20 protein-coding genes are annotated in these 24,621 nt (G+C 38.3%); 5 read left to right on the plus strand and 15 right to left on the minus strand.

The window, feature by feature from the left end; genetic code table 11:
- Both AO843_RS20990 and AO843_RS20995 read left to right on the plus strand, forming a co-directional pair.
- Positions 1-347: transposase (locus AO843_RS20990; RefSeq protein ID WP_197278975.1), on the plus strand; the 347-nt coding region annotated here is incomplete at its 5' end.
- 349 nt (positions 348-696) lie between these two features.
- The gene (locus tag AO843_RS20995; RefSeq protein ID WP_054613021.1) at positions 697-1,314 is read left to right on the plus strand and encodes an HAD-IA family hydrolase; all 618 of its coding nucleotides are present in this window, start codon (positions 697-699) and stop codon (positions 1,312-1,314) included.
- Between the two features lie 47 nt (positions 1,315-1,361).
- On the opposite strand, the gene AO843_RS21000 is transcribed toward AO843_RS20995, so the two are convergent.
- The 3 genes from AO843_RS21000 to AO843_RS21010 all read right to left on the minus strand — a co-directional run bounded on the left by AO843_RS21000 (position 1,362) and on the right by AO843_RS21010 (position 4,702).
- The gene (locus tag AO843_RS21000) at positions 1,362-2,186 is read right to left on the minus strand and encodes a methyl-accepting chemotaxis protein (protein WP_054613022.1); all 825 of its coding nucleotides are present in this window, start codon (positions 2,184-2,186) and stop codon (positions 1,362-1,364) included.
- A gap of 103 nt (positions 2,187-2,289) precedes the next feature.
- Positions 2,290-3,285, minus strand: a complete 996-nt coding sequence (locus tag AO843_RS21005; protein WP_054613023.1) for a VanW family protein — start codon at positions 3,283-3,285, stop codon at positions 2,290-2,292.
- 379 nt (positions 3,286-3,664) lie between these two features.
- The gene (locus AO843_RS21010) at positions 3,665-4,702 is read right to left on the minus strand and encodes a beta-propeller fold lactonase family protein (RefSeq protein WP_369814445.1); all 1,038 of its coding nucleotides are present in this window, start codon (positions 4,700-4,702) and stop codon (positions 3,665-3,667) included.
- 379 nt (positions 4,703-5,081) lie between these two features.
- Here AO843_RS21010 and AO843_RS21015 point away from each other — a divergent pair, with 379 nt between their 5' ends.
- Positions 5,082-7,574 carry a winged helix-turn-helix domain-containing protein gene (locus tag AO843_RS21015; protein ID WP_054613024.1) on the plus strand — a complete coding sequence of 831 codons (2,493 nt, stop codon included), beginning with the start codon at positions 5,082-5,084 and terminating at the stop codon, positions 7,572-7,574.
- A gap of 142 nt (positions 7,575-7,716) precedes the next feature.
- On the opposite strand, the gene AO843_RS21020 is transcribed toward AO843_RS21015, so the two are convergent.
- Positions 7,717-8,325 carry a CAP domain-containing protein gene (locus AO843_RS21020; RefSeq protein ID WP_054613025.1) on the minus strand — a complete coding sequence of 203 codons (609 nt, stop codon included), beginning with the start codon at positions 8,323-8,325 and terminating at the stop codon, positions 7,717-7,719.
- A 230-nt stretch (positions 8,326-8,555) separates the two neighbouring features.
- A complete protein-coding gene (locus AO843_RS21025) occupies positions 8,556-9,182 on the minus strand; it encodes a transmembrane-type terpene cyclase (protein WP_231630215.1) in 627 nt (208 codons plus the stop codon).
- A 168-nt stretch (positions 9,183-9,350) separates the two neighbouring features.
- Here AO843_RS21025 and pgeF point away from each other — a divergent pair, with 168 nt between their 5' ends.
- Positions 9,351-10,112 (plus strand): peptidoglycan editing factor PgeF, encoded by a 762-nt coding sequence (gene pgeF, locus AO843_RS21030; protein WP_054613026.1) that lies wholly within the window; start codon positions 9,351-9,353, stop codon positions 10,110-10,112.
- Positions 10,113-10,156: 44 nt separating this feature from the next.
- On the opposite strand, the gene AO843_RS21035 is transcribed toward pgeF, so the two are convergent.
- From AO843_RS21035 to AO843_RS21050, 4 genes are all read right to left on the minus strand, one after another.
- Complete coding sequence (locus tag AO843_RS21035) at positions 10,157-11,266, minus strand: Ger(x)C family spore germination protein (protein WP_054613027.1); 1,110 nt, start codon at positions 11,264-11,266, stop codon at positions 10,157-10,159.
- Positions 11,263-12,342 (minus strand): GerAB/ArcD/ProY family transporter, encoded by a 1,080-nt coding sequence (locus tag AO843_RS21040; RefSeq protein WP_054613028.1) that lies wholly within the window; start codon positions 12,340-12,342, stop codon positions 11,263-11,265. Before AO843_RS21040 ends, AO843_RS21035 begins: the two co-directional genes overlap by 4 nt.
- Positions 12,343-12,351: 9 nt before the next feature.
- Complete coding sequence (locus AO843_RS21045; protein ID WP_054613029.1) at positions 12,352-13,761, minus strand: spore germination protein; 1,410 nt, start codon at positions 13,759-13,761, stop codon at positions 12,352-12,354.
- A 152-nt stretch (positions 13,762-13,913) separates the two neighbouring features.
- Positions 13,914-15,287 carry an amino acid permease gene (locus tag AO843_RS21050; protein ID WP_054613030.1) on the minus strand — a complete coding sequence of 458 codons (1,374 nt, stop codon included), beginning with the start codon at positions 15,285-15,287 and terminating at the stop codon, positions 13,914-13,916.
- A 248-nt stretch (positions 15,288-15,535) separates the two neighbouring features.
- On the opposite strand from AO843_RS21050, the gene AO843_RS21055 reads away from it, so the two are divergent.
- Positions 15,536-16,930: an APC family permease gene (locus tag AO843_RS21055; RefSeq protein ID WP_054613031.1), complete on the plus strand. Its 1,395-nt coding sequence runs from the start codon at positions 15,536-15,538 to the stop codon at positions 16,928-16,930.
- Positions 16,931-17,120: 190 nt separating this feature from the next.
- On the opposite strand, the gene AO843_RS21060 is transcribed toward AO843_RS21055, so the two are convergent.
- The 6 genes from AO843_RS21060 to AO843_RS21085 form a co-directional block, all read right to left on the minus strand.
- Positions 17,121-17,330, minus strand: coding sequence for a hypothetical protein (locus tag AO843_RS21060; protein ID WP_054613032.1), 210 nt, complete (start codon positions 17,328-17,330; stop codon positions 17,121-17,123).
- A 45-nt stretch (positions 17,331-17,375) separates the two neighbouring features.
- Positions 17,376-18,893, minus strand: a complete 1,518-nt coding sequence (locus AO843_RS21065) for an NCS1 family transporter (protein ID WP_082389553.1) — start codon at positions 18,891-18,893, stop codon at positions 17,376-17,378.
- Between the two features lie 184 nt (positions 18,894-19,077).
- Positions 19,078-20,340 carry an NAD-dependent dihydropyrimidine dehydrogenase subunit PreA gene (gene preA, locus AO843_RS21070; protein ID WP_054613033.1) on the minus strand — a complete coding sequence of 421 codons (1,263 nt, stop codon included), beginning with the start codon at positions 20,338-20,340 and terminating at the stop codon, positions 19,078-19,080.
- A 13-nt stretch (positions 20,341-20,353) separates the two neighbouring features.
- A complete protein-coding gene (locus tag AO843_RS21075) occupies positions 20,354-21,721 on the minus strand; it encodes an NAD(P)-dependent oxidoreductase (protein WP_054613034.1) in 1,368 nt (455 codons plus the stop codon).
- 98 nt (positions 21,722-21,819) lie between these two features.
- Complete coding sequence (hydA, locus tag AO843_RS21080) at positions 21,820-23,223, minus strand: dihydropyrimidinase (RefSeq protein ID WP_054613035.1); 1,404 nt, start codon at positions 23,221-23,223, stop codon at positions 21,820-21,822.
- A gap of 44 nt (positions 23,224-23,267) precedes the next feature.
- Positions 23,268-24,512, minus strand: a complete 1,245-nt coding sequence (locus AO843_RS21085; protein WP_054613036.1) for a Zn-dependent hydrolase — start codon at positions 24,510-24,512, stop codon at positions 23,268-23,270.
- Positions 24,513-24,621 lie beyond the last annotated feature (109 nt).

Here is a 24,621-nt window from a genome sequence, read left to right on the forward strand (position 1 = left end):
CGACCAAGGAAGGGTATCGCCAATATAAATCGGATCCTTTAAGTTGTGCTAAGTGTCCATGTCTATCACAATGTACAGAAAGTAAGAATCACCAAAAACGCATTCAACGCCATATTTGGGAATCGTATGTGGAGGAAGCTGAACATTTACGCCATTCCTATGAGATCAAACAAATCTATGCAAAGCGTAAAGAAACGATTGAGCGTGTCTTTGCGGATGCGAAGGAAAAGCATGGTATGCGATGGACGACCTTAAGAGGTCTTAAAAAATTGTCCATGCAGGCGATGCTTACTTTTTCTGCCATGAATTTAAAGAAACTGGCTACTTGGACGTGGCAAGTAGCTTAAGAGAGCAACTATGCTCGAAGAGTATGTTGGATTCGGCATTGATTTACCAAATATTGAAAATGAAAGAGAAAGAAAAATGACAAAAGCGCCATCGAGAGTGAACTTCTCGATGGCTTTTGTCTACAATCTGAGATGCCTCACCTTACTTTTGAGGCATCTTTTTCTGTTGCATTATTTCCATTGCAAACGGTGCATTATCTGATAATATTTACCATAAGATGTTTATGTAACGCAGAAAATTGTTGTTGTATAATTTCCCGAAGTTTGTAACAATCAGACAGCCCATTCCTTGTAACATTTTTAAGCATAAAACGTCAATACAACTAGATGAAAAAGGAGTAACTTGGCAATGAAGTATATTATCTTTGATTTTGATGGAACACTAGCAGATTCAACGGCTGTGTTTGCGTCAGCATGGAATACACTAGCACAAAAATACAAATTTAAAGGCATTGAATTGAAGGAGATTGATACATTAAAAAAATTATCGATCTCTGAACGCAGTAAATTATTTGATTTTCCGATGTATAAATTGCCGATGATTTTACCGCAATTCTATAAACTGTATCGCCAATCATTAAACGATGTGCATCTTTTCGAAGGCATGAAAGAAGTATTGCTGGAGATTGATAGAAGAGGTTATAAAATTTTGATTATCTCGTCAAATTCAAAGGACAATATTTTAGAATTTCTCAAAATGAATGGCATTCACTGTGTAGCAGATGTCCTTTGCTCTAACCGTATTTTTGGCAAGGATAAAGTCATGAGAAAGTTTTTACAGGAATCGAATGTTTCATCATCTGACGTGTTATATATTGGTGATGAACAGAGGGATATTATAGCCTGTAAGAAAGCAGGTATACCCATTATTTGGGTAGAGTGGGGCTATGATGCCATAGAAGTTATACAAAAAGAAGAACCTGAGTATAAGGTAGCGACACCAGAGGAAATTTTAGAGATTATTTAACTGCAGGATAATAGCCTAGTTCATGGCTATTATCCTTTTTATGTTCTTTAAACTTTGATTTCACTAATGTGCATTAGCTTTTCAGCTGTACTATTTACCCCTTTATAAGCATCGCTTAATTCATGCATACTCGTCGCAAATTGTTGGGTAAAAGCAGCAATTTGATTAGCAGAAGCATTGACCTGATCAATTGATTGTTTAATGCTTTCTAATTGCCTTGTAATACTATCAGCACTTTCTGTACTACTTTGGGACATTTTTTGTATTTCAGAAGCAACAACAGCGAAACCACGTCCGTGCTCACCCGAACGCGCAGCTTCAATTGACGCATTCAAGCCAAGAATTTTGGATTTCGTGGCTAACTCTTTTACTAAATTCACAATCATATCAATTTGTGCAATATCGTCTGCCATTGATTCGGAGAAATTCGATAATTCCCCCAAGCGATTGGAAACATCTATACTCGCTGTGGCTAACCCTTCATTTGTGGCAGTCATTTCTTCAACAGCACTCGAAAGTTCTGTCGCTAATAGGCGCATATTATCCATTTTTTCATTGGATATGATGGCACTTAATACACCTATGATATGGCCCCCGTCAAAAATAGGCTGCGCGGAGGCGATATACGCCATACCAAACCCCTCTGCTCCTCGTTCCTCTTTAACAAATCGCCCTGTACTCAACGCGATTTCTGTTGCCGTTCCTCGATATTTATGTACCGGTTCCCCAACACCTACTTTTAAGTCAACATGCTTCCCAGGTTTATAAGCAAGAACTTTTTCGGTATCTGCCACTATGACACAAGCATCTTCAGGGTATGTTGCTTGGTATAAATCCATTGCCTCTATTACGGCCGCCAATTTTGGGTGCATTTTGTCTGTCCCCCTCCCCAAATATTTTGTAATATATTCTAATTTAACTATATCATGACACTAAAAAAAAGACACCAACGTCCTATGGTGTCTTTACACTTCATTAGCCCTTTGTCAATATTTCTACATATTTTTCAGCTGTTCGAACTTCGATAGTCAAAAAATTCTTTCCATAGGTAGTTTGAATTAAAAATGGCACATCACTTGTGTTCTGAAACCTAAAATCTAAACTTCCATAAGAGACCGTCGCATCCCTTCCCTTTGGTACATACCCAATATCCAAGGAATGGTGGTGACGTTCTACATATTTAACTGGTATTTGATCCACTGCATTAAACAAAGTTGAAGAAGTTTGACAAATACCCCCACCAATCCCCATAACAACTTTCTTATTAATAATTTCGGGTGCAGGCTGATAGCCATTAGCCTCATCTCGAGGTCCTACAATCGTATTAAACGAAAAATGGTCCCCACTGCCAACGATGACACTATCAATGGCCTTGGCAGAAAGCTCAATATTTTTATTTCTTCCCACATCGGCACTATTAAAATAAGTCGTATAGGATGCCACAACGACCTCATTTAAATAAGGAATATCCTCAAATGAATAACCACTTTGAGTAATATAAAGTGGCACTTCCACTTGACCACCAGTCGTTGAGGCTTCTAAAATTCTCTCCACTAGTTCACTTTCTTTTAAAATCATTTGTGGTCTTCCCTTAATGATTTTTCCTTCTTCATCCAATCGATCGAGCATCATCCGTTGGTCATAGCCTTCTGTTGCATCCGTCCCTCTTGCTAATTCCTTTGCGATTTGCTCGATATGCTGTTGATAGGCTGGCAGATTAGTCTCATAGCCACTATCCTTTGGTGAAATCGTTTCAATAATCTTCTTGGTCGTAGGATCTACAATCTCTACTATAGCCGGCTCGTTTTGTGGGGCTTGCTCATAGTTAACGGGCTTTTGAAGTTCTTCGATTTGCTGCTTTAATTGTTGATTTTCTTGCTCTAGTCTTTGGTCATAGGTTGAATCGTTTTGACAACCTACTAGTCCCATCATACAGAAAATACAAAATGCTGCCATCCACTTCTTTTTCAACAATAAACACCTACCTCTATGGTCATACTACAGAGACATCTTATTCGCATATTGTTAATAGTGTGTGGTTTTTGTAGATATTTATTTGTCCGAAATAATGAAACTTCAATCACGTCTACTTGAAATAAAAACAAACAAGGGAAGACCACATTTGATAAGTTTATTATGTAACGCTAGGATAGCTTGGGTACTAATACATTTTAGAAGTAAATGACCGCTATCCCAAAATCCTGTCAGAACGTACTTTTCCCATTACTGTTCTTTTACCACCTCAATTTGGTTCAAATAGCGCGTCCTGCCATAGATTACTAGTGGTTATTTTGTTTGAAATCCTTGAGCCACACGGACATCGGATGATGAAATCAAATCGTTTTAACTTTTATTGGCAAATTACCCCTGTATCTATACCAGTTGGCCCATTAAATCCTGGGATTGTATCCACTACCATATTGGTTGCTATATCTATGACAGACACCGTATTGTCAGTTTGATTTGTGACATATGCAAAAGTTCCATTCGGCAAGATGGTTACTTGGTCAGGAGAAGATCCTACAGGGATTGTAGCTATCACCGTATTTGTCGCTGTACTGATGACAGATACAGTATTACTACCTTTATTGACAATGTACAAAAGTGTTCCATCGGGTGTTATGGCTGTTCCTACTGGGCCTGTTCCCACAAAGATTGTATCAACTACTGTATTTGTTGCAACATTAATGACAGATACATTATTGCTATTTTCATTTGTAACGTAAGCAAATTGTCCACTTGGTGTGAAAACAATTGACCTTGGGCGAATTCCAACAGGGATGGTAGCAACCACAGTATTGGTAGCTGTATTTATAACAGATACACTACCTGAATTTTCATTTGCAACGTAAGCAAACGCACTATTCGGTGTAAAAGCAATACCTTGAGGTTGGAACCCTACTGGAATAGTAGCCGTTACGGTATTTGTCGCTGTATCTATGACGGATACAGAGTTAGCTGCAGGTCCATGATTTGAGACATAAGCAAGGGCTCCATTTGGTGAAATCGCTATACCAAGAGGCTCATCTCCTACAGGAATCGTAGTGACTACCATATTTGTTTCAGTATTAAAAACTGTGACATTATCAGAGAAGAGCGCTGGAACATACCCAAATGCTCCGTTTGGTGTTATCGCTACCTCTAAAGGAGCCGTTCCTACTGGGATGGAAGCGACTATAGTATTTGTCGCTGTATCGATCACTGACACTCCATTATCAGGGGTCGCAAACTGTCCAGCGTCTGTCACATAGACGAGATAGTTACAACTTGGCGGTACAGGTAAAAATGGTGGCTTACAACGACAAGGGCAACAAAAACCACAACAATGACAATGACAACCTGGATTTGACTTAAACTTTATCCTAAAAAATTTTTGTTCTTTTCCCACACTGAACATCCTTCCTGACATATATGGCTACCATATGCCCACAGAAATCGGTTTCTTGTGCATTCACCTAATCTAACTAGTTCCGAAAAGTGCAGATTGGTTGTTTAAATTAGTTTCCAAGCATCATTAGATTCCTTGTCCACGAAATTTTTATGCGTGTGGGAAGAAAAGCAGTATGCTGAAGTATTGCTGAATTGGATATGATAAAAGAGAAAGAACCATTGACTCAGTTTTGACTGTCCACCACAATTACATTTATACACCAAAATGATACTGAAAAATGGTAATGATAGGACTATTAACATACGAAAAAATGATAATAGTTTAGTACAATGAAAGAAAATTATGGAACTTTTCTGAACTAAAGGAGGAAGTTAAGATGCCTCAAACGTTATTATCTTCTAAAATAACAATGCCAGACCATTCACCCACCCTAATAGAACGAACACAATTATTCGATTTATTTGATCAACATATACATGTCAAACTAACCATTTTACGTTCTCCAGCAGGCTATGGAAAGACCAGTACCCTAAGTAGTTGGCTTAAATATAAGAAAGAGGCTACTGCATGGGTTTCACTAGATGCTGCTGATAATGATCCTATACGTTACTGGACATATGTTTTACACGCCATTGCTAGGGCGTCTCAAAGTCAAATAGATCAGATTCTTGCACCGCTCCTAAACTCACAGGACCCTGCAACACTTGAATTTTTTATCTATTCTTTATTAGAAGAAATGAATACAATGGAACAACCAATAGCGATTGTACTAGATGATTATCATGTAATAGAAAATCCAGTGATTCATCAACTCATGACACAATTCGTAGAATATTTACCTTGTCACGGACATATTTATGTATCTACTCGTTCCGTCCCTTCACTACCAGTAGCTAAATGGCGCGTTAAGCAATGGACACATGAAATTCATTCTGGACATTTACGTTTTACTTTACAGGAGGTGAAGCGGTTTTTTTCCAGCAAGCATTTAGCTACATTAAACCACCAACAATTACAAACTATTTTGGACAAAACAGAAGGTTGGGCAGCTGGGTTATTGTTAACAAGCTTGGCCAATGAACATGAAATAGATGCATTTGAAGAGACGGCACAGCCCTTTATTTCTGAATTTTTATGGCAAGAAATTATTCATAAACTACCATCTGAAACACAGGAATTCCTGCTGCGTACTTCCCTATTACATGAGCTGGATCCTGCTATTTGTGACCAATTGACAAAGCAAAAGAATAGTCTTGAACAATTGGAAAATTTAGAAGCTAAGGGGCTTTTTACGATTCGACTGCGATCCAAACAGCCCATTTTCCGTTACCATCATTTATTAGCTGAAGCTTTACAAATGGAATTAACTAGACAATTTTCGAAGCAAGAAATTCATAATCTTGTACTAGAAACGTCCCAATTCATTTATAACCAAGGGGATTATATCTCTGCCATTGAACTAGCACTCGAACATGGACAATATGACCAAGCAGCTCCATGGATAACTGATCATCTTGTTCAACTTTATTTATCAGGTCAGACGGCAACGTTTATACGATGGTTGCATCAGCTTCGTCGTGCCCAATATACTGTCTCTTACGAAATGCTAATTATTGGCTTTCTGACATCGATTTCAACCATGGCAGTTGAAACGGCTTCATCCCTTATGCAAGAACTTGAAGTGCGACAACTGACAGAACAGTGGATGGAGCAAGAGGAACATGCAGCCATGACCTATATCTATGAAAGTGCAAAAGCTTTAGCAATCGTGGCCTCTGGTGGAGATTTACAGTTAGTCGAAGAAATTATGCGAAAACAACTCGCAAAAGGACCAATGCCTTCACGATGGGATCTTGTTCCTATTCCCTATAATATTTTTGAATATAAACTTTTACGGACAAGCATTGGTTCAAAGGGAAAACTTCAAACATTAGAACAAGGGACAGTCATTAGTGAGCTATTTCGAGAAACATCTTTACAAACGGCTAATGTTACTGCATTTACCTATGGGGTTTCTGCTGAATCTTTATATGAACGCAACCTATTAACCTTTACCCATAAAGAACTTGAAATGGCGCTCAAGCTAGGTCATCAATTACAAGATCCCGGATTATTAATCCCAATGTATCTTCTGAAAGCAAAAATCTATATACAGCAAAATCAGATGGGTTCAGCCCTTGCCATGTTGACACAGCTTTTAGAAGATGTGACTGAAAAGCATTGGCGAACATCTATACACATTATGCAAGCTTACTGTCATATTATGGCTGGCGATAGTCAGCAGGCAGACTTGATCTTACAGTCTACAAAAACGACACAACCCTTTTGGCTCTTGGTGCACGCCCGTTTGTTATTATTAAAGGAAATGCCTAACGAAGCCTTAACGAGCCTGATTCAAGTAAAAATGAAGGCGCAACAGGAAGAACAGATTTCCACAATTATTGAAGCCTCAATACTTGAAGCAATTTGTCAATACTGTTTAGGTCAGCAAGAGCTTGCCTTAGAAACTTTACACGAAGCATTCGAACTAGCAGCACCCTTCTATTATGTTCGAACATTTTTAGATGAAAAAGATTTAGAACCGCTACTAGAAATTTATTTCGAACAGCTCGCTCAAAGGTGGGAAACCTTACCGACCGTTTATTTTAACTATCTGAAAGAAGGTACATCGTTCAATGCAAGAGCTCCAGAAATGCTGACACAACGAGAAAAAGATATTTATGATTTGCTAGTAGATGGTAAAACAAATCGTGAAATAGCTAAGTTGTTGCATTTATCAGAAGGAACTGTTCGTGTTTATTTATCCACAATTTACAGTAAGCTAGGGGTCAACTCACGCGCTAAAGCCATTGCCCTAAAAATTCAGTAGAAAGCTAGTAAAAGGCATCCAGTGAATGACACATTATTTGACACCATCCGCATATGAGTGGCTTAGCAAACAAACGAATTGATGGTTGTAAAGGAAAAGAACTGCCCCCTTCAGTCATTACTGAGTTTGGGCAGTTCTTTTTTTATTTTTGTATAAACATTTGTGTCCAGTAGTTACCATCCGCTACATACCCTATACCGATATGTGTGTAGTTTTTGTTGAGAATATTGGCACGGTGTCCGTCACTGTTCATCCAAGCCGTAACGACTTCCTGTGCTGAGCGTTGACCCATGGCAATATTTTCACCAGCTGATTGATAAGAAATACCAAAGTTTTTCATCATTGTAAATGGCGTACCATACGTTGGGCTTGTATGGTCAAAGTATTTTTTATCATGCATATCTTGAGACTTGTAGTTGGCTACTCTTGATAACTCCCAATCTTCTTGTAATGCCGCGAGACCTGCTTTAGCACGTTCTGCATTTACAAGTTTAACAACTTCTTGTTCAACATTTGCTTGTTCCTTTACAGGGACATTTATTTTTTGTCCAGGTTTAATTTGATTTGGATTTGCAAGCTGTGGATTTGCATCAATTAATTCTTGTACACCCGTTTCTGTTTTTAATGCGATTTTCCAAAGCGTGTCACCAGATGAGACTGTATAGGATTCAGCCGCCATTGCCCCTACTGGTACTAATAATGAAGCTGCAATAACTGAAGCAAGTGCTGCATTTTTTATTTTTTTCAACATGTCAATCATCCTTCCTGTTTGCTCTACTATTATCGTAAATAGTTTCAGCGCTATAATCATCACAAAATATTTGGAAGGATTTTTACAATTGTATGACAGGCAAACAACATGAATGGACGATCCCCAATTTACCGCCGTTTTGCGTGATCCACCTTGTCATAAAGTTGCAATACGATTGTAATTAACATAAATTACCAACTTAATGAATCATCAATATTACTTATAAATTCCTATCTTACCAATATTTTTTGCTTCATTCGATAAATTAATAGTATATACAGACAGTCATAAAAGAGGGTCGCCATCGAAATAATCGTAATCAACGGTGTACGGAAGTAGAGATAAAAACCAACCGCAGCAAACAATGTTCCAATCATCTTACAGACAGCAATCCCCATAGATTGACCATCTAAATTCCCTCTTCGTAACAATAGACCGATAAATAATCCTGACATCATAAGATTTTGAAAAAAGGCTGCGTACTTCCCTTCAAAATCCTGAAATTGATGAACAATTCCTAAAATCATCAACATGCTGAAAATTAAAGTGACCAAAAAGGAGGCATACAATGTTTTTTTAGAGAGGATTCTCCGATATTCTGTTGGCGCAAAGCGTAAAAATTGCATCAGTATAAAGATATCTAATACGAGCCAAATAAACGTAATGATTCGTTGAAGGTCATTTGGTGGATAAAGAAAAGTAAAGATAAACTCCCAGGCGATATTGGCACAAATAGCGACCATAGGCATGCCATATTTTTTATCCATCCATCCTTTATAAATAACTAATATATATGTAATGATCCAAAAAAGACCCATTCCTAATTGGCAAATCAATAAAATATCTAGTTGAGCCAACTTTTACGCTCTCCCTCCATATAGGATTCCCCATACTATATGTGAAGAAATCTACTCATTATGTCTAAAAGTTTGCTAGTAGGGTAAGAGAAAAGAGTAACAAATATTCAAGGAAAAGGAACCTATACATTCAGCATGGAATCCTATATAGTAAAGCGGGGTGATTGAATGAAATCAAAAATATATGTAGATAATGATCAATTTATCGCTGGCACTACCTTAAAGGATACAATGGAATTAGAGCACAATAATATGGCGTTACATGTTTGCACTAATATCCATGATGTCATTGACAATCGGCAACAATTAGCAACAACATTGAACTGCGGCTTGCAAGATTTCATTTGCACGGAACAAACACATAGTGCCAACTTCCATCGTGTTACATTAGCCGATAAAGGACGTGGTGCCGAGCAAATGGATACAGCAGTGAAAAATACGGATGCACTCTATACAGTTGAGCCTAATTTATTACTATGCAGTTTTACAGCAGATTGCGTCCCTGTGATATTTTATAATGCTACAAACGGCTTAGTGGGCGTCATTCATTCAGGTTGGCAAGGAACTATCAAAGAAATAACACCCAAACTGTTTCAACACCTTTTGGAAGAAGAACAATGCCGACCAGAGGATTTTCACATTCAAATTGGCATGGCATTAAGCCAGCAAAAGTTTGAAGTGGACGCAGATGTCTACGAAAAGTTCCATAGCCTTGGTTATGCAGATGAATTCATGTACTTTAATGCTGAAACGAATAAATACCATATTGATAATCAAAAAACTGTGAAAAAACAATGTGAACTTGCTGGTATCCCATCTGAGCAGATTCAAATTGATGCCACTTGTACATTCCTTAGCCCTGATGGCTTCTCCTACCGGCAGGACAAACAGGCAGGCAGACATTTAAGCTTTATTATGCGAAAATCTTAAACAAACGAAAAGGACAATCCGCTTCAACATAAGGATTGTCCATTTTATTTTAACGTACCTGTACTAATAATCGACGTCTCAACATGTACTTCCGTTTTTAATTTGCCTATGACTTCCCTCGTTTTTTTGGTCGTCCACTTTCCATCATAGTACATTCTAAACTTTTCACTTAGCCCACTAGGATCGACATCCATATTTTTTAGTTTATCTAAAAATTTTGTGATATCCTCTTCTAGCTGCTTATTAATATCTTTCTCTAAGTGGCTAATACTTTCCACAGTATTCAGTTCATATTCTCTTGCACCCTTATATTCACTTAAAGTACCCTTTATTTTAAGATTAATGATTAGCTTTGGTGATTCAATACTCTTATTACTTCGCATTTTGATAGTGCTCTCAATTAAATCAATCATTAGCTTTTCTTCCCCATGTCCCTCATGTAAATCTAGATGGAGCGGCGCAAGGTTTTTTCGCCCTTGTAATGCTTGAATAATAAGCGCTTCCTCAGGCTTTATCAATTCTTCCATATGATTCCCTTTGAAGACTGCAACACCTTTGATTTCTAATTTATCATCGAGCTTTTCGATATAAGGAAGGATTGTGTCTGTTACAGGATTCGAAATTGTATAAATGAAATCATGTAAATTCGTATTGGGATTAAAAGCTGTATTAATACTTGGCTCCAATAAATCATTAATGTAAAAGATAATGTTTGGTTTATCAGGGTAATCTCCCTTTAAAATGGTTTCAGCATTGTCTTTCGCAATTGCTATGAGTACCTTATTTCCTACCTCTGCATTTCTGTATAAATGCTGAATGACCTTTCGAACCTGCCCTTTTCTTGCAAATTCTTCGTTGATCAGTACAACCCGCAACTGATTAAAGACAATTTTTTTATCAGAAAGCTTTTCGATTTCTACAATACCACTTGAAACAAGATCTGTTGCAACAGAGAAAATTTGTGTTTTTTGCTGTGCTTCTGGTGAATATTGTGGAATAGCTACCGTAATTTTCATTTGCTTTTCATCAATATAATCAAAAGCCATAATACCAACCATACCTACGTCTTCTAATGGTACCTTTAGCTCTTTTCTTGAACAACCAACCAATAGCACTAAGAGTATAAGGGAGATGCCTAGAAGTTTTCTATTCATTGCTGCACCTTCTTTTTTCGAACTACATATATCACGCTTAAGAAGATCGGCCAAATAATTAACATGTAACCAATATAATTGCTTGTTGTAAATAGTTTTTCTTGGAACTCACGCGAAAACGGCATTCTAACAATCAAAAAAATGATAGCTGCGAGCAAAAACAATTGATAATTTCTTTTCTTCTTTAACAATGAATCGACACCTAATTTGGCACACCAAACATAGGCAGTAATTGATGATAATATTAAAAATACCCACAACGTAATACCAATGATATCAATTCGTTCCACAAAGGAAAATTCGCCAGCTTTAAATAAATTCAGCACTGAAAACTCCACATTTTTCAATTGCCATTCAGAATAATAGATGACACTTACAACTGTTGTGAAAAAACAAAGGAAAATACTAATCCAAATGCCAATTAGTGAATGACGGTACGCCTTTTTCTGATCAATAATATAGGGAAAGTAAAACATGATTAATTCATAACCAAGGATTGATAAATATCCTTTTTTGAAAGCATCAAAAAATTCTTGCCAATCAAAATTAAATAACGGGATTAAATGACTAAACTCTCCCTTCTCAATTGCCCAGCGTGTAAAGTAAAACATGCCGATCGTTATAAAAAAAGTCATCATGCAAAATCTAGCGATGGATTTGATGCCACCACTTATAATATAAACAAGTAAAAGTAATAAACAAATAACAGGCAATGTGATGGTTTGCTCTTGCAGGGCTGTACTTTGTATAAGATGCATATAGTTACTAATGATGCCTGCACTAAAAACAATAAATTGAAGGACGAAAAATAGATTGATGACTTTTCCTATTACTTTCCCTAATAAAATTTCGTTTATTCGAAATAAGTTTTCATTGGGGTATTTAGAGCAAAGCCAAACCATTGGCCAAAGAGTTAAAGTAGCGACAACACCGAATAATACGGGCATAAACCACTCGGTGTAACCCATAGCACTTAATTTTTGCGGCAATGACAGTATTCCGGTCCCAATCATAATACTCTGTGCCAAAAAAATGACATGATAGCGATTTAACATCTTTAAGTTAGCCGTACTCAAGTCTTCACCTCATTTCCCCTCTGGCTGTTTTTTTTGAGCTCTTGAAATACCTGTCTTTTTCGCTAAATATTTAGTTGGAAATCTGATGACATTATCTAATAAATCAGATGGCTTTCTAGGGATTCCAGGCGTCATATAATGTGTTCCTAAAGATTTTAAACTTAGCAAATGATGAATTAACCAAGCAAATGCGAGCATCTGTCCAAACAATCCAAAGAGCCCTGCCGACAAAATAAAAATATACCGTACAAATCGGCTAGTGTTACTCATTAGGAATATCGGCGGTAGGAATGATAATAAGGCAGATGTAGCCACCAAAACAATGAGAATATTACTGAGTAACCCCGCTTCCACCGCTGCAGTACCAATTACGATACCTCCTACGATACCAATTGTTTGTCCGACTTTTGCAGGCATTCGGGAACCGGCTTCTCTAAGTACTTCAATAATAAGCTCGATAAATAACACTTCGATGAGAGGTGGAAAAGGAACCTTACTTCTCGATTCTTGAAGATTTAACAATAGCTCATACGGCAATATTTCTGGATGAAAAGTTAAGGCTGATATATACATGGGCGTAATCATGATGGTTAAGAAAAAACCAAAAAAGCGCAGCATCCTTAATAATGAGGCTGTTGTCCATCGGTTATAATAATCCTCAATCGACACGAACATTTCAAAAAAAGAGGTCGGACAGACAATCGCTAATTGGCTATTATCCATAAACATGACAATCCTGCCGTCAATGAGGTAGCGACAAATACTATCGGGGCGTACCGTCATATAATATTGAGGAAATGGTGATAGCGGATTATCCTCAATTAATTGCTTCAACACTGATATATCCGTAAATAGTGGGAATTCCACTTGATCGATACGATTTCTAAGATCGTCTAAGTTTTTGTGATTCACAATATTATCCATATACATAATCGAAATTTTAATATTAGCTTCTGAACCAACAATTCGATTTTCATTTTTCAGTTGAGCGCTTTGAATTCTCCTTCTCACTAGAGAAATGTTGGTCTCCAATGATTCTGTAAATGCATCCTGAGGCCCTATAACGGTTGCTTCTGTTTCAGTATTTGTAATGGCCCTTGTAGGTGCGCTATACGTATCCATACTTAAAAGCGCATTGGTTTCATGAAAAAATAGCAGGGTTTGCCCAGCATTCAATCTTTTAATAACTCCCTGTATATCCTTAGGATCCACATATTGAGCCATTTGATGAATTTGTTTAATATTATTGGTTAACGGAATAGACACCATTGTTTGCAAGGTCATTTTTTCTATAAGTGAGGAAAAATAAATAAGGGTAACATCCCCTTCTTCTGTTGCAATCATATTTAGTTTGACATCATCTACATCGTTGATTTCCTTTTTTAATTTAGCAACAATCTGTTCCGGCATCTCGTGCATTCCGTTCAGCCCCTTTTATTCCGATGAATACCAGTCCACATGTAGGTTTGTTAGTAGTTTGGCATGTTTGCGAATGATTATGTAAAAAATGTGCTGGCAAAAATAGGCATAAAAAAGGATGCCCCTCTTTTGAGAGAAGCATCCTTTTTTTGTTATTCACCTTGATCCCTGCTGTATCGATTTTTACCAATACCAAATGCATAATAACTGATGGTTACTACTACTAAAAAAACAATCCCTACAATTAATGATATACGAGTATCGTCATTAATCCACATGCCAACTAGCACCATGATTAAAAAGATAATCGTTAAATAATTTGTAATCGGCGCAAATGGCATTTTGAAAGGGTGATTCGCTAATTGTTCACCTTTTACTTTTCTAAATTTCATTTGACTAATTAATATAATGAACCACGGAATCATTCCTGGTAAAACACTCGCACTATACACATAGACAAATAAATTCTTTGGTGCAATATAGCTTAAGATGACACCAATCAATAAACCAATCAACACGCCAGCTGTACCAAATAAAGGTACGCCATTTTTAGAAAGCTTGGCGAAAAATTTTGGTGCTTGCCCATTCATCGCTAGTGTATATAACATACGGCCCGCACTATAAATACCACTGTTACAGCCCGACATAGCAGCTGTAATAACTACAAAATTAATAATACCTGCTGCAGCGGTAATACCAACCTTGGCAAATGTCGCAACAAAAGGACTGCCAATTGTGCCTAATTCATCCCAAGGATACACAGTCACAATCACAAAAATAGCTCCAATATAGAAAATTAAAATGCGCCAAATAATACTTTGAATGGCATTCGTAATCGTTTTTTGCGGATCTTTTGCTTCTCCTGCTGTAATCCCTATAAGTTCTACCCCTTGGTAAGCCGCAACAACTAAGGATAATGCAAAGAAGAAGCCCGTCCAGCCGCCAGTAAAGAAGCCACCATGACTCCATAAATTTGATAAACCAATGGCGATACCATCATTACCAAATCCAAAGAAGATCAGTCCAATTCCCGCTACAATCATTAAAATAATAGTTACGATTTTAATCATAGCAAACCAAAATTCAAATTCACCAAACGATTTAACCGAGATAAAGTTTGCTACGCCTAATATCACCATCGCAATTAAACCAGGTATCCATGCTGGTAAATCCGGATACCAATACTGCATATACGTGCCCACTGCTATAATTTCCGACATTCCAACAATTACCCATTGAAACCAGTTGCTCCATGCCGTTAGATAACCTGCTAAAGGATGTATATATTTATAGCCAAATGTTGCAAAAGAGCCTGTACTTGGCTCCATATAAAGCATCTCACCCATTGCCCTCATAATGAAAAATATAAAAATACCTGCAATCCCATAGGCAAGGAGTACAGAAGGACCGGTCCATTGAATAGCACTTGCTGAACCCATAAATAGGCCCACACCAATTGTACCGCCAAGTGCGATCATTTGGATGTGACGTGCCTCTAATCCTCGTTTTAATTCTTTATTGGCCACTCCATAACGCCTCTTTTCCTGTTGTTCTTTCTACGATGTTTTTACTTTAAAATAATAATCAATTTTTCTAAAAAAGACAAATGTATTTTTAGGAAAAACAAAAAATAATGATTTTTTGATAGATTCTCCACCTTTCGGCATGTTGTATTGTGCTCTCATCACCTTTAGTTCAAAAATTTCTAAATATTACAATTGACCAAATTATCAAAAAAGTATAACATTTTTATATATTTCTAAGAAAAAGAGGAATGTTTGTAAGTAAAATATTATTTAGAAGAAAGAAAATTGAGGATTTATTACAAAACAAAGGGACTATTCAACTAAAGAAAACTTTAGGAGCCTTTGATCTTATATTATTAGGTGTCGGTGCCATTGTCGGCACTGGTATTTTCATCTTGCCAGGTACAGTGGCAGTAACACATGCAGGACCTGGGATCGTTTTTTCCTTTATCATCGCAGCAATTGTCTGTGCTTTCGCAGGCATGTGTTATTCCGAATTTGCATCAAGCGTACCCGTAACTGGGAGTGCCTATACGTATGGCTATATTGTCTTTGGAGAGGTTATCGCATGGTTAGTAGGATGGGCTTTGCTTTTGGAATATGGGCTGGCCGTTGCCGCAGTTGCGACAGGGTGGTCATCTTATTTAAACTCACTCCTTGCTGGCTTTCATATTGTTCTACCTTCAGCTATTTCAGGAGCATTTAACCCTGCTTCTGGCACATATATCAATGTACCAGCGATCTTTATTATTTTTGCTACAGCATTTTTATTAACGCTAGGTATTAAAGAATCCACAAGATTCAATTCATGGATGGTTTTCTTAAAGGTTGCTGTAATATTACTATTCATTGGCGTAGGTGTATTTTATGTAAAGCCTACTAATTGGGAACCCTTCTTACCATTTGGCATAAACGGTGTCTTCAGTGGTGCGGCACTTGTGTTTTTTGCTTATTTAGGATTTGATGCTGTATCTTCGGCTGCTGAGGAAGTAAAGAATCCACAACGTAATATGCCCATCGGCATCATTGGTTCATTACTTATTTGTACGGTGCTTTATGTTGCTGTATCAATGGTATTAACGGGTATCGTTCCCTATCAGGATTTAAATGTAAGTGACCCAGTAAGCTATGTTATGCAGCTTGTCCATCAAGATTGGATTGCAGGAATTATCTCTCTTGGTGCAGTTGTAGGAATGATGACGGTTATATTAGTTATGTCTTATGGAGGAACACGTCTACTGTTTGCCTTAGGACGTGACGGTTTACTTCCAAAAAGCATGGCTGAACTAAGCCCAAAATTTAAAACACCAGTGAAAAACACATGGATGTTTGCATTACTAGTAGCCTTTTGTGCAGGCTTTGTGCCACTTTCTAAGCTTGCCGAATTAGTAAATATGGGTACCTTAGTGGCATTTACGATCGTATCCATCGGTGTTGTGTTTTTGCGTAAACATAAAAATATACCATCTGGGGGCTTTAAAGTTCCATTTTTCCCAGTACTACCGATTTTATCATTCTTATTATGTCTATTTTTAATTTCACAGCTTTCCGTCCTTACATGGATTGCATGTGGGATTTGGTTCATCATCGGCTTCATTGTGTATATGGTCTATGGTCAAAAGCATAGTAAAATGAATAAATGATAAGTACAAGGTGTCTCTTACAGCCGTAGAGACACCTTTTTGCTTAAACATGATAAATTGATCTTTCACTTATTTTCGCATTATTTGTTACTTCCTCCATTCGCACTTTTGTTTAGCTAATCTTCTTCTTAAAAACTCAAACATAAAAACCTCTATCCCACATTCAGCGAATGGAATAGAGGTTACTTCGTTATTGTAGTAATGTTTGTTCCTGTAATTTTGCAGTGAAATATTTTCGAGCTTCAGCAGTTAGAATTTGCAGCAATGCCACTTCTTCCTGACGAGCAAATTCAACAAACATCCCACTTAAATTTTCATAGACATATTTGATTTTAAAGCCACTATCTAAATAATGATCCACTTTTTGGATTTCCTCTGTACTTTGTTGGAATTCAGACATGCCATCACCTCACCTTCTTTTGAAAATGTCTTGATGTAGTCTCGCTTATTCGGCACCCTTCATTTCTAACAGAGGATCTGGTTGCTCCACAAGTTCTTCTTCCTCTTGGTCCGACAGTGGTGCAGGTACTTGTTGGCCAAATATTTCATCCAAATTATGCCCGACAGTAATGCCTAAATACTTCGCATCACTTGGATCTTCTAGCTCAGCTTGTGGATACTTTTTAAACCACCAATACTTTGCTAATACATAATAGACAATAGCTCCTACAAAGAACCCTACTAAAGAAGAGTAGGTTGAAAAAACATTGGCGGTAGCACCACCAATTACCCAGGCTATTAACCCAGCGATATTAAAACCCTTATAATATTTAAATTGCCCATTTAATTCATAGAGTTCTTTGACATGTACGCGACGTTTACGAATGAGGTAATAATCAGCAAATAAAATGCCCACAATCGCCGTTAATATTCCACCAATAATTAATAGAACATTGACCATCACATCAAAAAGGCTCCATGGCTGTGCAAGAATACCAATGATACCTGCGATGACAACCCCTACCCAAAACGGTACTTTTGGGCCGCCAATATTAGAGAAAATAGTAGCTGCTGGTACAACATTGGCAGAAGTATTCGTTGACCATTGTGCTAACACAATCATGAGCAATAGAATACCTAAAATAAAACCACTTGCACTTTGCTGTAAAGCATTGATTGGATCAGCCGACGCTACAGCCATATAACAAATGGCACCAATAGTTACAATAAACGTGTTGGTAATAGGCATGACAATTAATGAGCCCACGAGCTGTGTTTTATTCCGTTTGAACCAGTTCCGTTCATTTTTTGGTGCCTTAAAAAATCGAGATAATGATGGCATATCAGCAGCCAACGTTGACCAAAAGCCCATATTTGCCATGACCACCACCATAAATGCTGTAAAGGCAGCAAGCCCTGTTGTTGGAGTTTCCACCCACGTCCAAATATTTTTCCCTTGGGTTGTTGCCGTATCAGCGAGTGTGTAATACATCCAACAAGAAATCAAAATAATGACAGGCGCTGCTAAATCAGCGAAGCGCTCAATAGACTTAATGCCGAGTGATGTATTAAATAACTGAAGTGCCGCAAATACAAGGAAACAAATAAACCAATTATCAAAATCAAACAATAAATTTAAAATGCCGTTAATCGCTAACGCCCCAAAATACGTATTAAGACCAAACCAACATGCAGCTGTTATGCCTCGCACTAGGGAAGGAATATGGGTGCCAAATGTGCCAAATGGTGCACGCATATAAACAGGGAAAGATAATCCATGTTCAATACCTATATCTCCAATTAACGTCATAAAAACACCGATTAAACAAGAGCCTACTAACGTAGCTAAAATAACCATTGGTAAGGATAAATTGATAATTGCAGAACCACCAATTGCAAAAGCCGCTAAAACAATCGCCATTCCTATCCAAATCACCGCAAAACCAAATGTTCCAATATTTCTTTGTTGATGTGTCACTGGAAGTAAATCTGGGGATTTTAAATAATTCCCTTCACGTTCCATAATGTTTCTCTCCTTTTTCTCTAATTTCCGTGACAACTTACTTGAAGTTTTTCCTTCCTTCACCGCAACTGATGAAGGAAGGTGGAATTTCGATTTTATTCTTTTTTATCTTCATTCAGCTGGTGTTCGAAAGGCTAAAGCTCACCAATATAGATGTCTACTACTGAATAAAGATGATAGGTCTTTATTTTGAGAGACTACTAATGAGCGATTGGCGTTCATTCCATGTCATTGGTGGAACGGTTGATTTACGTTCAACCATCGCAATGGCGCCATCTACTGGACAAACAATAGAGCATAGATTACAGCCTACACAGTCTTCTTCACGAACTTTTAACATTGGACGACCATCCTCTGTATAGAGGTCAATACATTGATGTGATGTATCTTCGCAAGCGATATGACACTTGTTACAATTAATACAAATATCATTATTAATTTCTGCGACAATTTTATAATTTAAGTCTAAATCACCCCAGTTTGAATATCTTGAAACGGAGCGACCCACTAAATCCATAACTGAAGCCAGACCCTTGTCGTCTAAATAATTGTTCAGCCCATCAATCATATCCTCCACAATACTAAAGCCATGGTGCATCGCTGCCGTACAAACTTGCACGCCCGTTGCCCCCATTAAAATAAATTCTGCCGCATCCTGCCAATTAGAAATTCCCCCAATGCCCGAAATCGGTACATTGACTAATGGATTACGGGCACATTCTGCAACCATGTTGAGCGCAATCGGCTTAACAGCTGGACCACAATAACCACCATGTGCTCCTTTACCAGCAACATGAGGGACTGTGTTCCAAGTATTTAAATCTACACCGGCTAAACTATTAATCGTATTAATCATACTTACTGCATCTGCTCCACCTTTTGTAGCCGCTTCTGCCGTAACTGTAATATCCGTAATGTTTGGTGTTAGTTTCACAATTACAGGTGTACGTGCCGCTTCCTTTACCCAGTACGTTTGCTTTTCCACCAATTCAGGGACTTGACCAGAGGCAGAACCCATGCCTCGTTCTGCCATCCCATGTGGACAACCAAAATTAAGCTCAAGTCCATCAACCCCCACATCTTCTACGCGTTTCACAATTTCATGCCACTTTTCTTGCTTTGGCTCCACCATTAAAGAGGCAATAATCGCGTGATTAGGAAATTTCTTTTTTGTCTCATAAATTTCTTGTAAATTTACTTCTAACGGTCGATCCGTAATCAATTCAATATTGTTGAAGCCTGCTACACGCTGGCCATTATAGCTAACAGCCGCAAAACGGGAGGATACATTTAAAATTGGCTCCCCTAATGTTTTCCACACTGCACCACCCCAACCTGCTTCAAATGCGCGTTGTACTTGATAACCTGAATTCGTTGGCGGTGCAGATGCTAACCAAAATGGATTCGGCGATTGGATGCCCGCTAAGTTAATGCGTAAGTCTGCCATGTAAGTTCCCCCTTTATGCAATCTCACTTGGTTTTCTTAAACGTTCATGAATCTTATATGCTGCATCTTTTCCTTGCTGTACAGCGGTCACCACCATCGCTTCACCCTGCCCATTGCCAAAGACAACATCTCCACAGGCAAATACCTTGTCATTGGACGTTTGCATTGTCGTCTCATCTATATCGACGACACCATTTGTATGCGCTAAACCGAAGGCTTCAATTAATGAAACAAAACGAGTTTGCCCAATAGCTTTAATGACAGCATCTACTTCAATGATAAAATTAGAGTCCTTCACTTCCTCTGGTCTTTGACGACCATCAGGTCCTGCCTCACCAAGCTTCATTTTCACACATTCAATGCCTGTCACATGGCCTGCTTCATTGCCAATAATTTTCTTTGGTGCTGTCAACCATTTAAATTCCACACCATCCTGCTTGGCAAATTCATATTCAAATTTATAGGCTGTCATTTCTTTTTGCGTTCTTCGATAAAGAATTTGAACATTGTCTGCACCTAAACGCACTGCACTTGTAGCACCATCGATGGCTGTATTTCCAGCACCAATAACAGCTACATGTTTCCCTACGATGTCATTTGTAAGCGGTCCCATTTTTGTTTTTCTTACAAATTCAATAGCATCATGGACACCATCTAAATCTTCACCTTCGATGCCCAGATTTGGCACAGCGCCCATACCGACAGCTAAAATAACACTGTCATATTGCGCCAAAATTTCTTCCGCAGCAATATCAACACCAACTGTGGTATTTGTTTGAATATCCACACCAAGCTGTTCAATTTGCTCCACTTCCCAATTCACAACATCGTTTGGTAATCGGAATGCTACAATACCATAACTACCTAAGCCACCAGCCTTCGCTTCAGCTTCATAGATAGTTACTTGATAGCCAAAACGACTGAGCTCACGTGCCGCCGATAAACCAGCAGGACCCGCACCAATGATGGCTACTTTCTGTCCATTACTTTGTCCTGGTTTAAATAGCTGAGCATTCGTTTCCATTGCCCAATCCGTGGCAAAACGCTGTAACTCACCAATTTTAATTGGCTTTGTTGAAGAATTTAAGACACACGCCCCTTCGCATAGTTCCTCCGTTGGACAAACCCTTGCACAGCTTGCACCAATAGGATTTGCTTCTAATATAGTCGTAGCAGAACCCTTCATATTACCGGATGCGATTTTTTTTATGAAATTAGGGATTTGAATACTTGTCGGACAAGCTTGAATACATGGTGCATCATAGCAATAGAGACAACGATTGGCTTCCTCAATAGCCTCATTCTTTGTCATCTTGTTTTTTAATTCCACAAAATTACGTCTAAGCTGCATGGTCATCGCATTTTCTTGAATCGGAACCATTCCACATCCCCCTCATGTGTTCATTTTTTCCGTACACCAATTACTAGACCGATTGTTTTGTTCTCCAGCCAAAACAATCGGTCCTATACTGAAGGAAGCTAGATATTTAAGGCTTCCGCAGCTACTGATTTTAATGGACGTTTAATATATTGTCCGCTCCCCAGTACACCTACAAATTCTTTATTTTTAATGACATATTCCCCTCGTACTAGCACGCTTACTGGCTCACCAGTCACTTCCCATCCCTCATATGGGTTATAGTCGACATTCATATGATGTGTTTTAGCCGAAACTTGACGTTTTGCCTCTGGATCAAAAATAACGATATCCGCATCAGAACCGATGGCGATCGTCCCCTTTTGCGGGAATAAACCAAATATTTTTGCGGCGCTAGTTGAAATCATATCGACAAATTCATGTATAGAAATTCTACCTTTTGCGACCCCTTCAGAATATAAAATACTGAAGCGATCTTCTATAAATGGCCCACCATTTGGAATTTTCGAGAAATCATTTAAGCCTAGCTGCTTTTTGCCCTTAAAGCTAAAGGAGCATTGGTCAGAGCCAATTGTCTGAAGCTGTTTCGCCTTTAAGGCATTCCATAAATGTTCTTGATGGTATTTGGGGCGAAGAGGTGGTGACCATACATATTTAGCGCCTTCAAAGCCTGGTTGTGCCAAGGCTGATTGATCGAGCGTTAAATATGGTGGACACGTTTCACCATAGACGTCATAGCCTTTTTCACGAGCAGCAATAATTTCATCCACCGCTTCTTTACATGTTACATGCACAACATACAGCTTTGCTCCAGCTATATGAGCTAATTCGATAGCACGTTTTGTTGCCTCGCCCTCTAATTCGGCTGGACGAGTTAAAGCATGATAAATCGGTTCCTTATGCCCTGCACGTCTAGCTTCCTCGACTAGTTCATCAATTACAGAACCGTTTTCACAATGGACCATCACCAATGCTCCAAGATCTTTGGCAATTTTAAAGGCTTTAAAAAGTGTTCGATCTGTTGCTTGGAACTCTTTAGCATAAGCCATAAAGACTTTGACAGAGGTAATTCCCTCTTGCTCCAAAATTTGAGGTAATTCGGCTTCGGTTTCAGGTGTTAAATCGCCAATCATCAAATGGAATCCATAGTCAATTGCTGATTTTCCTTTCGCCTTGTCATGCCATTTTTCTACGGCTGCTGATAATTTTTTCTCACCAGCTGTTAAGCAAAAATCTAAAATAGTGGTTGTCCCACCAAAAGCCGCTGCAATCGTTCCTGATTTCCAATCATCATCTGTCACTGTATTATTGAATGGCATATCTAAATGCGTATGAGGATCAATCCCTCCTGGCAACACGTACTTACCAGTCGCATCAATGATTTCAACGCCATCCTCATTTAAATTTTGACCGATTTGCACAATTTTTCCGCCATCAATTAAAATATCTGCCTCAAATACATCAGCAGCAGTTGCTACTCGTCCACCTTTAATGATTTTTTTCAATGTGCCCCTCACCCTTCGTCACAAAATTAGAAAATGCTTAATTTTTAATGCAATGTATAGGTTTCGCCCATACTAAACTTTGTTTGTAGCGTTAGAACCGTTTCTAGTAAAATATCAGCTCCCTTTGCACAATCCTCAAAGGTTGTTTCCTCTTCCTCACAATGACTTTTCCCCTGAATACTTGGGACGAAAATCATTGCAGATGGAACCATACTCGCCATATACTGGGCATCGTGTCCTGCTCCACTAAACATGCGATGTGCCGTATAACCGAAGCTCTGACAGGCTCTTTCTACTTCATTACAAATGGCTGCATCAAAATATACTGTCTCCCTACCCCATAGCTTTACTGGCTGAATAGTGCATCCTCCTGCCCTTTCTGGAAGCGCATTAAGAATATCCTCAACCTGTTGCATAATTTCAGGATTTTGATGACGCGAATCAATTGTAAATATCACCTTATTCGGGATGACTGTGTGAATATTTGGCGAAACATTCATACGGCCAAATGTAAAAACAAGTTGTTCGTCAATCTTTCCTAATTGCTCATGTAACTCTGTCATGATTGTTGAGGCAACAATCATAGGGTCTTTACGCATTGACATTGGTGTCGTACCAGCATGATTCGATTGCCCAGTAAAGGAAATTTCATAGCAAACCATACCGAGTACACCCTCTACAACCCCAATTTCCCGTTGTTTTGCCTCTAAAACAGGCCCTTGCTCAATATGCAATTCAATATAAGCAAGTGCTTCCTTCAGACGATTGCCTTGCTCTCCCTCATAACCACTTGTTTGTAATGCTTTATGGAAACGAACGCCATTTTTATCTGTGGATTGCAGCATCTTTTCTTTGTCAAATTTTGAGGTGATAACCCCTGAACTCATCATTGCCGGGTCAAAACGAGCTCCTTCTTCATTCGTGAAATTGACAATCATAAGCGGAATTTCCACTTCAATTTCATTTTCCTTAATCGTTCGAATTGCCTCGATAGCTGTTAGGACACCTAACACACCATCAAATCTCCCACCTTTTTCAACCGAATCTAAATGGGAGCCCATAACGATTGGTGGCACATCCTTTTTCCCAGCAAGCGTAGCATAAATATTTCCCATATCATCTACTTGAATGTCCATACCTAACGCTTCGCAACATTCACAAAAATAGTTTCTTGCTAAAACATCCTCATCCGAAAGAGACAAACGTGTGACACCACCATTGTCAGTGGCCCCAAACTGACTAAATTGTTCAATTAACTCTTGCAATCGTCTACTATTACATTTATACATATGCAAGTCCTCTCTTTCACAGTAGTTATTAAACATTCTAAAATAGATAAAATTTGAGAGATATGGATAGAAAACTAAAAAATTATGTGCAACTGCACATCATATATGG

The sequence above is a fragment of the Lysinibacillus sp. ZYM-1 genome, from assembly GCF_001308875.1.
In the GTDB taxonomy this organism is placed as follows: Bacteria; Bacillota; Bacilli; order Bacillales_A; family Planococcaceae; genus Lysinibacillus.